Source organism: Streptococcus sp. SN3, from assembly GCF_030439905.1.
On the sequence record NZ_JAQFJF010000001.1, the window covers coordinates 96,233 to 110,636 of the forward strand.

Consider the following 14,404-nt stretch of genomic DNA (forward strand, 5'->3'; position numbering starts at 1 on the left):
ATAAAGTGTCTAATTATAATGTTGGTTTCTTACAATTATAGTTATATATATGGATAACTAAAATAGAATAGTGTATAATAAAATCTGCAATTTAAATGATTATTTAGGAGATTATTATGGGAAAAGATTTGTTTAATCCACACCTGCGTAAGTTTTCGATTCGAAAACTAAACGTCGGTGTTTGTTCTGTGCTCTTATCGACCTTGCTTCTTTTGGGAGCAGCTGCGCAGGTTAGTGCTGATGAGACTGTTTCTTCTGGGACTCAAAACGACGTTTCTCAAACAGGTATAGCTGATTCCTCAGTAAGTACTGCAGAGCCGCTAAATTCACCAGCTGAGGAAAGTAATCCTGCCACTATTTCAGCTCAGGCAGAAGATACATCTGCTGTAACGACTACAAGGCCTGATTCAGATGGCAAGTCAACAAGTGAGCAGCCGGCTGCAGAAACTGCCTCTTCACAAGCAGGTGTTCCCACAGAAGTTAAGTCTGAGGAGAATACCCAACCAGCTCCTGCTCAACCAGCAGCAGTCGCAGAGACAGCTCAGTCTAGTCGCTCTCGTCGGGTAAGACGGGATGCTGCACCTACTGGTCTGCGAGATGGTGATCCTAACAACACAATTGAGAAGCCTACTTTGGCTGACTCTGAAAAAAAGAACCCAACGGAGTTGATGAAGCAGATCAACTGGCTGGATCTTGGTGATAGAAGCGCCATCAGTAACTTAGATACGGATGATTCCTTTAAAGTTGGTACTGTCTATGAGAAAGAAATTTCTCCAGGTTATCGTATCAAACTGACAGTGACGGAATTAAAACCTTTCCACTCAACAGAGGTTTATCGTGACCGCGTTAAGGGTACTGAGTATGAAAACAGCTATGATCCGAATGCGAAAAACACTTGGTTCAGATATGTAAACGAAGACTATAGAAAGCAAGAAGCCGAGGGAGATTCGGCTAGACCCAAAATTATAGGTTCGGAACAGAATCAATGGACAGCCGTCCGAGACCAAGGGATTAACACCAATGGTCGAAAGACTCAATTACAAGTTCCTAAAAATGGTGCTAGCTACGGTATAAAATTCAAGGTAGAAGCGACTTACCTTGGGAAACCTGTAAAAGCGACGGTTATCATGGCAGATGGAGAAGAGGCCAACCCAGGGGAGTATGCTATCTTCACGACTAATGGCCAAGGATGGGAACACTTGGCAGAATGGAAACGTGTTCGGCCAGATGGGTCTGTAATTACCGACACTTATGCACCGATGAACCCTAACAGATATGGACAATATATAGGGGATAATGCGACTATACCTGTAATCGACTGGACTGCTTTTACTAATCCAGATCAAAAAACAGGAGGCTTGGGCTCTCAGGTCTTTGGTCCTAATACTTCTAAAGATCGCACTGTTCCGATTGTGATGACACGTGGTGCTTCAGAAGTTGGAATTTATATTGCTTCTTCTGGTCAGCAAGCTGCTATGATTGGTTTTATGGTAGTTGATGAGGGAGATGCACCGGCTTCTTATGGAAATGCTGTTCATGCTATTTCTGGTTATGATGCCAATACAGGTGCAAGAACTCCTCAGCCATTCTTGGGTCGAGTTGAAGCTGATATTGATACTACTTCGGGTAATGACTGGAAGCATGATGACAATACTGATCACGCAGACGAAGGGGTTGATCAGCTCTTGCCTTCTGATTTGACCGGTAAGACGAATAACCTTTTCCGAGTCAATCGTCTTCAAAATGGTGACTACTCAGTTCGCCTGCAAGCCTCTGCCAATGGCAATAGCAAGGCCTATGTCCGTGCTTGGATTGATTTCAATCAAAACGGTGTTTTTGATGAAAATGAGGCCAGCGAATTTACTGAAGTAACAATAGCTGGTGACTATACTGTTAATTTTAAGAATAATCCAGCGATGACCAATCCTGCAGTTAGCAAGCTGGGAATGCGGGTCCGCATCGCCCTGAATAAGGGAGATATTGAAAAACCTACGGGAACAGCCTTTAGTGGTGAAGTAGAGGATTTAGAAGTCATCTTGACCTATCCGCCAAAGGGAGAAAAGAAGGAAAGTACGGGAATAATCGGCCAGCGACAGACCGCGACTCTTCAGTTTACACCTCAAGGTATTGATCAAAATGATGAAAGCAAGAAAGCGGCTATTGATACAACTGTAGCACCTGTCGTTTTGGATAATGCTGGCCATACATTAACAGCAGATGGAGACGGTTGGTACAGTACTGCTGAGGGACGATATAAAGTAACAGCCAAGGGTGCAAATGTGGATGTGATATTTGAACCTAGCACTGGCTTTATCGGTACTACTCAAGGAATTAATATCCGCCGTGTCGATACTAATAGTGCAAGTACAGATTGGATTGCGAAGAATAATGGAGAACCTGTTATCAATGATAAGTTGAATAATATGGATGCTCGCTATATTCCGACTGTTTTGAATTTCACGGAACATCGTTCGACGGATGCACAAGGTTTGCCTCAAGTGCAGAATATTGTCTTTAATGATGGCAATCCTGCTAAGACACCTGTTCAACCATCTGCAACGAATCCTGTCTTTTTCTTGGATGCTGATGGCAATCGTATTGTTGGAACAAGCGCTAAGGCAACCTCGCAAGGCCAAGAAGTGGGAACCTTTGAGTTAGATCCAGCTACTGGGCGTGTGACTTTCACTCCGAATAAGTCATTTGTGGGGACAGTTGACCCTGTTAACCTACAATTGCATGATACCGATGGGACAGAGCACCGTGCAACCTATCAACCAACAGTAACTCGTGTTGTTCCAACAGCACAAGGCGCAAACTCTGAAGGTATTCAAGGTGCTGAACAATCTGGTAATTTGATTTTTACGCCAGGTGATAATCGTGTGCCAATTAATGAGGCAGTTGCTCCAACTTTTGATAACGGTCAAACAACTAAGGTTGTTCCGAATGTCGGAACTTATATGGTTGATAACTCAGGTCGTGTAACCTTCCAACCGGTTCCTAACTACACTGGCCGTCCAAGTGCTGAATCTGTTAAACGTGTTGATATGAACGGGACAGAAGTAACCGCTGCTTATCAAGCCGAAGTTAAGGCCGCAACCCCAACAGGTCAAGATACACAGTCTACTGGTTTACAAGGGAAACTTCAAACGAGTCACCTAAACTTTACTCCAGGTCAAGCAAGTATTAATGGACAGAATGCGACGGTGCCTTTAGCGCCAGAGGGACCACAATTTGTAGTTAATGGGCAAATTCAACAAGCTAATAGTCTGCCTGTCCATGATGCAAGTGGCAAGCTACAAGGAACTTACACTGTTCAAGCTAATGGAGATATTAGCTTCCAACCTGCACCTGATTTCCATGGGACGCCAACTCCTGCGCGTCTTCGTGTAAGTGATAAGAACGGATCTACAGCAGAAGCAGTTTACCAACCTACAGTGACTCAAGTAATTCCAACCAGCACCAATGCGACTAGTACAGGTCCTCAGGGTGTGCCTCAAACCGGTACCCCAACCTTTGCAGGCGGTGACCAAGCTGTTCCAATTGATATGGATTCTCCAATGACCTTCGAAGATGGCCAGCCTAAGAAGACTGTTCAGGGAGTAGGGGTATACACCATCAACTCAGATGGTTCTATCACCTTTACACCTGAGAAACAGTATGTTGGTACACCAACACCAGTTACAGTAAAACGTGTAGATAAGAATGGAACTGAAGTAACCGCAACTTACACACCAACTGTTACTAAGGTTACACCGGTAGGTACTAATGCGACTAGCACAGGACCTCAAGGTGTCCCTCAAACTGGCACCCCGATCTTTGCGGGTGGTGATCCACTAGTTCCAATTGATGAAACCGTTGAGCCGACCTTTGAAGATGGCAGCAAGAAGAAGACTATTCCAGGTCAAGGAACTTACACCATTGCCCCAGATGGCGCAGTGACCTTCACCCCAAACAAGCAATTTGTAGGTAAACCAGATCCAATCACTGTGAAACGTGTTGATAAGAATGGCACTCCAGTAATGGCAACTTACAGCCTAGAGTTTACTAAGGTTACGCCAACTAGCACCAATGCGATTAGCACAGGTCCTCAGGGTGTTCCGCAAACAGGCACTCCAACTTTCCAAGGTGGTGATCCACTTGTTCCAATCGATGACACAGTGGAGCCAACCTTCGAAGATGGAAGCAAGAAGAAGACTATTCCAGGTCAAGGAACTTACACGATTGCTCCAGATGGTGCAGTGACTTTCACCCCAGACAAGCAATTTGTAGGCAAACCAGATCCAATCACTGTGAAACGTGTTGATAAGAATGGCACACCAGTGACTGCGACCTACAGTCTAGAGTTCACGAAAGCGATTCCTACAGGTGCCAATGCGACCAGCACTGGCCCTCAGGGTGTTCCTCAAACGGGTACTCCAACTTTCCAAGGTGGCGATCCACTGGTTCCAATTGACGAAACCGTGGAGCCAACTTTCGAAGATGGCAGCAAGGAAAAGAACATTCCAGGTCAAGGTACTTACACCATTGCTCCAGATGGCGCAGTGACCTTCACTCCAGACAAGCAATTTGTAGGCAAGCCAGATCCTATCACTGTGAAACGTGTGGATAAGAATGGCACACCAGTAACGGCAACTTACAGCCCAGAATTCACTAAGGTAACTCCTGCAGGAACTGGTGCAACTAGCACAGGTCCTCAAGGTGTCCCTCAAACAGGTACCCCAACCTTCCAAGGTGGCGATTCACTGGTTTCAATTGACGAAACGGTCGAGCCAACCTTCGACGATGGCAGCAAGGAAAAAGTAATTCCAAGTCAAGGAACTTACACGATTGCCCTAGATGGCTCAGTGACCTTCACCCCAGACAAGCAGTTTGTAGGTAAACCAGATCCAATTACTGTAAAACGTGTCGATAAGAACGGCACTCCAGTCACTGCTACATACAGTCCAGAGTATACTAAGGTAACTCCGACTGGTAAAGATACCACATCTACAAATATCAAGGGCCATGTTCAAACAGGCACACCTGTCTTCGAAGCAGGTGATCCATTGGTTCCAATTGATGAGTCAGTCGAGCCAGCCTTTGAAGATGGAAGTAAGGAAAAGACCATTCCGGGTCAGGGAACTTATACTATCGCACCAGATGGAACAGTCACATTCACTCCAGAAGCTGATTTCCTTGGTCAGGGTACTGGTGTGACTCTTGTCCGTCGTGATAAGAATGGCACCTCAGTGACGGCTCGCTATGTTCCGACCGTGGTTGAACCATCAACCAGTCAGGACAGTGTATCTAGCGGTCGCAAAGGTCAAGCTCAAACGGGCACGCCAACCTTTGAAGGGGCGATTGACCAAGCCGTAGCACCGACCTTTGCGGATGGTAGCACCGAAATGGTTGTCCCAGGTGAGGGAACATATAGCTTTACCGTTCTGGGAGCAGTAACCTTTGTACCGGAAGCCGACTTTGTCGGAACTGCTCGCGGAGTTGTCGTGAAGCGTTCAGATATTTATGGCAATGCCGTGACGGCAACCTATACCCCAACTGTTTTGGGAAGTACTGCCACAGAAGATACCGGCAGCACCGGTCTCAAAGGCCAGCCGCAGACTGGTAAACCAATCTTTGAAGGAGACGTGGATCCAACCGTTCCTCCAACTTTCGAGGATGGCAGTACTGAAAAGGTTGTTCCAGGCCAAGGTACTTACACGATTGCTCCAGATGGCACTGTGACCTTTGTACCGGAAGCTGGCTTTGTCGGCCAAGCTGACGGCGTGACAGTGATTCGCAAAGACCGCAATGGTCAAACTATTTCAGCAGTCTACGTTCCGACTGTGACAGAAAATCCTGTTCAGCCAGAGCGGACGATTACGCCTGCACCTCCATCACTTTCTAAGAGTGCGGGTGCAAAATCCCTTCCTAAGACCGGTACAGAAGAAACTTCATACTTAGCTGCAAGCTTACTTGCTGGAGTATCAGGTTTGGGACTGATTGGCTTAGAGAAGCGGAAGAAAAAGTCTGAAGACTAAGAGGTGAGAACTTAGGTTCTAACACCTGAATTAAAAGAGGAAAGATTCATTAGTGAATCTTTTTTCTTTATATTCAAAGAAATAGATCTTAAAAACTTCATGATAGCATTTCTAAAATGTTAAACATTAAAGTAGAATCTGAGATACTCTCAGATTTATTTAATTTATAAGGATTTTTCTATGGTCTATTTTTTCTTTTGTTTTCAAAAATAGACTATAAAATGCTTTGTGTCAATTTTTTTAAAAATTTTTTATATAATTATAGTTATATATATAGCTAACTAAAATGGAATGTTGTATAATAAAACTATTGTAACTAGATGATTATTTAGGAGATTATTATGGGAAAAGATTTATTTAATCCTCACCTGCGTAAGTTTTCGATTCGAAAACTAAACGTCGGTGTTTGTTCTGTGCTCTTGTCAACCCTGCTTCTTTTGGGAGCAGCGGCACAAGTTAGTGCTGACGAAGCTAGTGATTCTGGTGCCCAAAACGAAGTTTCGCAAACAGGAATAGCCGAATCATCAGTGAATTCTGCTGAAACTGTGGCTTCTGAACATTTACAAGCAAAAGAAAGTTCAGCACTCGCTTTTGCTACTGAGATTCCTCAATCAGATGATAATCCTAGTCCCAGAAGCTCAGAGCCTGAGAAAGTTGAAGGATCTACTGAATCTACAGCAACTAAATCAGTTGAGAATACTCAACCAATCACTGTTCACCCAGAAACATCTAACGCGGCTGTCGTGGCTGAAAAGTCAGAAGCAACCGCAGATCTAGCTCAGCCTAATCGCTCTCGTCGTGTGAGACGGGATGCTACACCTACTGGACAACAGAACAGCGTAACAACAGGAGTTCCGATAGGTACTGGACCAGCTGGGGCAGATGATGCTACCTCTACGCCACGAGTACCTAAACCAAGCTTGGAGGAATCTGTCAAGAAAGATAGTACCCAATTAGCCAAACAAATTACTTGGCTTGATTTTTCGGATACTGCAAGTTGGAAAGGATTGGATTCACGAGGCGGACTCCAAGTAGGAACGACCTTCAAGAAGGAAATTTCACCTGGCTATGAAGTAACCCTGACGGTCACTGAGCTTAAACCTTTTAACTCGACTGAAACTTATAGAAAACGGGTTGAAGGAACACCGACAGCAAATACTTATGACCCAAATGCTCAGAATGGATACTTAAAGTCTGCAGCAAAGTATGGTCAAACCCCTCCTTCGGTGACAGGAGCTATTCAGAACCAATGGACTTCTATCCGTGATCAAGGTTTTAATACGCAAGGACGAAAGACGCAGCTTGTCTATCCAGAGAACTCTACCAACTGGGGAGTGAAATTCAATATTGAGGCAACCTATCTCGGTAAGCGCGTGGCCCCTACGGTGGTTATGGCCGATGGTGAAGATGCCAACCCAGGTGAATTTGCTATCTTCACTACTAACGGAGAAGGATGGGAATATCTCGGTGAATGGAAGAATAAGAGTACTGCCAAAGAAGCCTACACCGTTATTACCAAGCAAATGTTGGATGATGAAAATGTAAAGAGAAGAGGTCTCTTAATTTTAAGAGATACAAGCGTAGACTGGTATAAGTACCTCAGTCCGGATACAGTGACAGGTGGCTTGGGGACTCAGGTCTTTGGGCCAAACCGCTCTAACGAACGGACGGTTCCTGTGGTGATGACGCGTGGGGCATCTGAAGTAGGTTTCTATGTAGCATCATCTGGGCAACAGGCTATGATGATGGGATTCTTAGTGGTAGATGGCAGTGATGCACCAGCGACTTATGGCGAAGCCTTCCATACCATTTCAGGTCGTGATTCGGTGACTGATGCTCCTATTAAGCAACCTTATTTGGGAACAACGCCAGCTGATATTGATGTTGATACAGCTAATAATTGGGTTCTGGATGATAAAAAGGAACACAAGGACGAGGGGGCCAGCCAATTACTAGCGGACGATCAATTAAGCGCTTCTAATGATTTGCTTGATTTAGACAAAGCAAAAAATGGAACTTATACGATTAAAATCAAAGCTAACCCAAATGGTAATGCTAAATCCTATGTCAAGGCATGGATAGACTTCAACAATGATGGAGTCTTCAATGAAAGCGAAGGTAGCAACCTACAAGAGATTACAGCTGCTGGTGACTATACCTTGACCTTCAATGCCAACCCAAATATTACTGGCGGTCAAGTAGACAAATTGGGTATGCGTTTCCGAATTGCGACTAATAAAGGTGATATTGAACAACCAACCGGTATTGCCTTTAGTGGTGAAGTAGAAGATATGCTCTTACACCGCATTTATCCTCCTAAAGGTGAAAAGCAGACTACGGACGGCTTTACAGGTGAGACTCAAACTGCTGTCCTTCACTTCACACCTAAAGGAACGGATCGTTCAGACGACAGTGTCAATGCAGTTATGAGTACCCAAGCGCCTCAGGTTCTGGATAAACAAGGCAATGCTCTGACGCCTGTTGATGGCAACTATATTCGTCCAGAAGGGACCTATCGCTTGACCGTCAATGGCAATGATGTTCAAGTAGTCTTCACACCAAATGCGGAATTTTCTGGAATTGCTGATGGAATTAACATCCGTTGGACTGACAGCAATGGTACATCAACTGGATGGACTTCAACGGATGCTTCTGACCCTAATAAAAATGATCAATTGACTACAATGGATGGCCGTTATGTACCGACAGTTCGTAAGATTCCAAACTACGAATCAAGTGGTCTTCAGGGACTGGAACAAAACAAAACGCTAGTCTTTAACGATGATGATGCGAATACGACCCCTGTCATGCCAGACGCTACTCATCCTGCCAGCTTTGTGGATGCTAACGGTCAGACAGTAGCAGGCAACACGGTGCCAGCCATGTCCAATGGCCAGCAAGTCGGGACCTATGAATTAGATCCAAATACCGGCCAAGTGACCTTCAAACCTATCAAAACTTTTTATGGTACGCCAGACCCAGTGGTAGTTCAAGTCAGTGATGCCGATGGTAAAGCACACCGAGTACGCTACCAACCTAATGTGACCCAAGTAACACCAAGAAGCACCAATGTTGAATCAACTGGCCTCCAAGGTCAAGCACAAAGTGGTAAGCCGACCTTCACCCCAGGTGACCAACAAATCCCAATTGACATGAGCAAAGCCATGACTTTTGAAACTGGGACGAACACCATGGAAGTAGCTAATGAAGGAACTTATACTATCAATTCAGATGATACCATTACCTTCAAGCCACTTAAGCAATTCACTGGCAAGGCGACTCCAGTGACAGTCAAACGTGTTGATACCAATGGCACCGAAGTGACTGCAACCTATACACCTAACGTGACCAAGGTTACACCAACCAGCACACCTGCTACTTCATCAGGTCCTCAAGGGGTTCCACAAACAGGAACGCCAGTCTTCAAGGAAGGCGATCCAGCGGTCCCAATCGACTATAACAAGCAAATGACCTTTGATGATGATCAACCTAAGAAGACGGTTGCGGGCGTAGGGGAATATACCATTAATTCAGATGGTTCCATTACCTTTACACCAGATAAGAAATATGTAGGGACCCCAGCCGCAGTGACGGTCAAACGAGTTGACGAAAATGGCACCGAAATAAGAGCAACCTATACGCCAACCGTGACGGAGGTTACACCAAGCAGTACCAATGCCGTTTCAAGTGGCCTGCAAGGACAACCACAAAGTGGTAAGCCGACATTCACACCAGGTGACAAAGCTGTGCCTATTGATATGGCTCAACCAATGACCTTTGAAGATAATCAAACAACTAAGAAGGTAGACAAGGTCGGGACTTATGTCATTGAGTCAGATGGTACGATTACTTTCACTCCAGAAAAGCAATATGTGGGCACGCCAGCTCCAGTGACGGTCAAACGCGTAGACACAAATGGTACCGAAGTGACGGCCACTTACACACCAACCGTGACGCGTGTCACACCAACCAGCACCAATGCTGAATCAACCGGTCTCCAAGGTCAACCGCAAAGCGGCAAGCCAACTTTCAGTCCAGGTGACCAAGCAGTCCCAATAGATATGACCCAGCCCATGACCTTTGAAAATGGAACTGATACATTAGTAGTGGCTGATCAAGGAACTTATACCATCAATTCAGATGGTTCCATCACCTTTAAGCCAGAGAAGAAATTTACTGGCAAGGCGACCCCAGTCAAGGTTAAACGAGTTGACACAAATGGAACAGAAGTAACGGCCACTTACACACCTACTGTTGAAGAAGTTATTCCAAACGCAACTGGCGATCAGACTGAAGGTCCACAAGGATTGGTTCAGAATGGTAAGATTACTTTTGAAGCTGGAAGACCAGAAGTAGGCTTTTCAGCAGACAGTACCCCAGTTTTTGACACTGGTACCAATGTGAAAGAAATTGAAAATGTTGGTAAGTTTGAAGTGGATATTGATGGTAATATTACCTTTACCCCGGTCAAGACATTTGTAGGTAAAACACCTGAAATTGAAGTCAGTCGTGCAGATGTCAACGGTACCATCGCTAAGGCAAAATATCAAGCAACGGTGACAGCAGTAAAGCCAACTGGTGTTGGAAATAAGACAGAAGGTCTGCAAGGTCAAGTTCAAGAAGGTAAAGTGACCTTCACACCAGGGCACGACTCTGTTCCATTCCCAGCTGGTTCGACTCCATTGTTTGATAACCATTCAACAGTGAAAGAAGTACAGAATGTCGGTAAGTTTGAAGTGGACTCTGATGGTAAGGTTACCTTCACTCCAGTCAAGCAGTTTAAGGGGGAAACACCAGAACTTGAATTGACTCGCACTGATGCCAATGGCACCCCTGTTACAGTCAAATACCAAGCAGTAGTGAAAGAAGTGGTTCCAAGAGGAACTGACGCGACTAGCACAGGTCCTCAGGGGGTTCCGCAAACAGGTAGTCCAAGCTTCCAAGGTGGTGATCCACTTGTTCCGATTGATATGGATTCTCCAATGACCTTTGAAGATGGTCAACCTAAGAAGACAGTTCAAGGAGTAGGAGAATATACCATCAACTCAGATGGTACTATCACCTTTACCCCAGACAAACAGTATGTGGGAACCCCAGCTTCAGTTACTGTTAAACGTGTAGATAAGAACGGCACGGAAGTTACTGCCACCTATACGCCAACGGTAACACGGGTAACGCCTACTAGTACCAATGCTGAATCAACTGGTATCCAAGGTCAACCGCAAAGTGGCAAGCCAACTTTCAGTCCAGGTGACCAAGCTGTTCCAATCGATATGACCAAGCCAATGACCTTTGAAAATGGGACTGACACTTTGGTAGTGGCTAATCAAGGAACTTATACCATTAATTCAGATGGTTCCATCACCTTTAAGCCAGAGAAGAAATTTACTGGCAAGGCGACTCCTGTTACGGTTAAACGAGTCGATGCTAACGGTACAGAAATAACTGCGACTTATACACCGACCGTTACCAAGGTAACTCCTACTGGCACCAATGCTGAATCGACTGGCATTCAAGGTCAGCCACAAAATGGAACACCTACTTTTACTTCTGGCGACTCTGCTGTTCCAATTGATATGGATAGTCCTATGACCTTCGAAGACGGTCAGTCTAAGAAGACTGTTCAGGGAGTAGGGGAATACACTATCAACTCAGATGGTTCTGTCACCTTTACTCCAGAGAAACAGTATATAGGTACACCAACACCAGTGACTGTGAAACGTGTTGATAAAAATGGCACGGAAGTGACTGCTAGCTATACGCCGACTGTTACCAAGATAACTCCAACGGGTACCAATGCGACTAGCACTGGTCCTCAAGGTGTTGCGCAAACTGGCACACCAACTTTCCAAGGCGGCGACCCACTGGTTCCAATTGATGACTCAGTAGACCCAACTTTCGAAGATGGAAGTAAGGAGAAAAAGATTCCAGGCCAAGGTACTTACACGATTGCTCCAGATGGCACAGTGACCTTTGTACCGGAAACTGGCTTTGTCGGCCAAGCTGATGGTGTGACAGTGATTCGCAAAGACCGTAATGGTCAAACTATTTCAGCAGTTTATGTTCCGACTGTGACAGAAAATCCTGTTCAGCCAGAGCGGACGATTACACCTGCCCCTCCATCACTTTCTAAGAGCGAGGGTGCAAAATCTCTTCCTAAGACCGGTACAGAAGAAACTTCATACTTAGCTGCAAGCTTACTTGCGGGAGTGTCTGGTTTGGGACTTCTTGGCTTAGAGAAGAGAAAGAAGAAGTCTGAAGACTAACATAGGCTTGAAGAAATTCCGTTAATAAACTAGAAGAATTTCGGGAGAGCGCAAAAACAGGTAGAACTTATGTTCTACCTGTTTTTTTATCAAAAAATTGTTGGGATTGATGGAGATAATAGAAAGTTTCAGCTAGCTAATGACTGTCCTGCTCCTAAGTCTGTTTCATAGTTAAAAAGGGTAATTCTACATTTTCATGCTTTTAATTTTCTCTTCGTCTGGTGTGACGCGCAGGGTTTTCTGGCCCGTATAGGTGACAAACCCTGGCTTACCACCGGTTGGTTTGTTGAGTTTTCTAGTCTCAATCATATCTACTTGGACCAGATTAGAGAGTCTGGCCTTGGAGAAGTAGGCCGCTAGCTCGGCAGCGTCAGTCTTGACTTCATCGCTGGGCTGAAGATTGCCTGTGATCACCACATGACTACCTGGAATATCCTTGGCGTGAAACCAAAGCTCGTCCTTCTTGGCCATCTTAAACGTCAGCTCGTCATTTTGTAGATTATTGCGTCCAACTAGGATAATAGTTTGGCCATCTGTTGCCAAATATTTCTCCGGTTTCTGTCTTTTCTGGATTTTCTCTCTCTGGCGTCGGCGGATAAATCCAGTCTGGATTAGTTCCTCTCGTATTTCTGCAATTTCAGTCAGGCTGGCCTGAGCAAGAGCTATTTCCACGCTCTCTAGGTAGAGAATCGTAGTCCGTGTCTCCTCAATCAAGCTGGTCAGGTGTTTGACGGCTTCCTTGAGCTTCTGGTAACGTTTGAAATAGCGCTGGGCATTTTGGTTGGGAGTCAGGGCCTTGTCAAGCGAGATAATAATCTTCTCACCTGTATAGTAATTATCCAACTCAACCTGGTCCTGATCGTTAGGTACCTGATGGAGAAAGGTAGTTAAGAGCTCCCCTTTTTGGCGGAATTCTTCTGCATTCTCCGTTGCTAGGAGCTCTTCCTCTTGCTTGCCCAGCTTTTTCCGGTTCTTTTCCAACTCATTTTCTACTCGGCGGATGAGCTCGCTGGCCTGCTGGTTGACTCGATCTCGCTCAGCCTTGTCCTTATAGAAAGTGTCCAAAAGCTCGGATAGCGTGGACATTTGGGTCTTGCTGTCGGAAAATAGCAGAGCAGAGAAGGATTTTTCGGTCAGGCTTGGCTGAGTTGGACTGGCAAAAAATGCACGGAAAGTTTTGAGCTTGTCAGCTGTCAAACGGCCTCTGAGCTCGGTAGCTGTATCCCGGCCCAAACCCTGAAAAATTTGCTGCAGGCGTTTGGGCTCTAAGTCTTCAGTATGTAAGATTTCAAAGAGCTTTTCATCACCCACAGTGAAAGGATTGAGACTGTCAGTCTGAGGTGGTGCGACATAGGTTGAGCCAGGCAGGATCGTTCGATAGCTATTTTGTGAAAATCCGACATGTTTGATGGCCTCAATAATCTTGTTGCTAGCCTTGTCCAAGAGAATGATATTGCTGTGCTTGCCCATGATTTCGATGACCAGAGTCACAGCCACGCTGTCGCCGATTTCGTTCTTATTGGAAACACTGATTTCCAAAATCCGGTCATTCTCCACTTGCTGGATTGCTTCAATGACAGCGCCCTGCAAGTATTTGCGCATCACCATGATAAAGGTATTGGGAACAGCTGGATTTTCAAACGTGGTATCTGTCAGCTGGACGCGCCCAAAGACCGAGTGGGCTGACAGGAGCAGCTTGTGGCTTTGGCGGTTGCTGCGAATCTGTAAAACTAGCTCCTGTTCAAAGGGCTGATTAATCTTCTGAATACGGCCGCCCAGCAATTCGCGGCGGAGCTCCTCTGTCATGTGGTGTAAAAAAAATCCGTCGAAAGACATGTTTTTCTCCTTGAAAGTTGCTACAGAAAATTATAACAAAAAACCAAGCTAAAAGCTTCTAAAGTCTTGCCAAAAAGCAATTTAATTTTTGCCTATAACAGCCTCTATAAACCAAATTCGAATATTTTATAAAAATTTTCAAAAAGGTCTTGACATCCTTTCAGGAAAAACTTAAAATATAGGAAATTAGAAAAGTAGTAGATGCATTTGTTTTTAGCGAGCTTGTGGTTGGTGGAAATGAGCAGCAAATCTTTACGAAATTGGGCTAATTGATAAAATGGATTT

Annotated in this window: 3 protein-coding genes; 2 read left to right on the forward strand and 1 reads right to left on the reverse strand. The window is 45.1% G+C overall.

Annotation, left to right across the window (positions count from 1 at the left end):
* Positions 1–116 precede the first annotated feature (116 nt).
* Together PCY71_RS00355 and PCY71_RS00360 are read left to right on the forward strand one after the other, a co-directional pair.
* The gene (locus tag PCY71_RS00355) at positions 117–6,017 is read left to right on the forward strand and encodes a CshA/CshB family fibrillar adhesin-related protein (protein ID WP_301412360.1); all 5,901 of its coding nucleotides are present in this window, start codon (positions 117–119) and stop codon (positions 6,015–6,017) included.
* 341 nt (positions 6,018–6,358) lie between these two features.
* Positions 6,359–12,283: a CshA/CshB family fibrillar adhesin-related protein gene (locus PCY71_RS00360; RefSeq protein ID WP_301412361.1), complete on the forward strand. Its 5,925-nt coding sequence runs from the start codon at positions 6,359–6,361 to the stop codon at positions 12,281–12,283.
* A gap of 186 nt (positions 12,284–12,469) precedes the next feature.
* On the opposite strand, the gene fbpA is transcribed toward PCY71_RS00360, so the two are convergent.
* The gene (gene fbpA, locus PCY71_RS00365) at positions 12,470–14,119 is read right to left on the reverse strand and encodes an Rqc2 family fibronectin-binding protein FbpA (protein WP_048774332.1); all 1,650 of its coding nucleotides are present in this window, start codon (positions 14,117–14,119) and stop codon (positions 12,470–12,472) included.
* Positions 14,120–14,404 lie beyond the last annotated feature (285 nt).

Bases quoted from the DNA above. Each gene is read 5' to 3' on its own strand.
- PCY71_RS00355 (WP_301412360.1), top strand. From the start codon at position 117: ATGGGAAAAGATTTGTTTAATCCACACCTGCGTAAGTTTTCGATTCGA.
- PCY71_RS00360 (WP_301412361.1), top strand. From the start codon at position 6,359: ATGGGAAAAGATTTATTTAATCCTCACCTGCGTAAGTTTTCGATTCGA.
- fbpA (WP_048774332.1), bottom strand. From the start codon at position 14,119: ATGTCTTTCGACGGATTTTTTTTACACCACATGACAGAGGAGCTCCGC.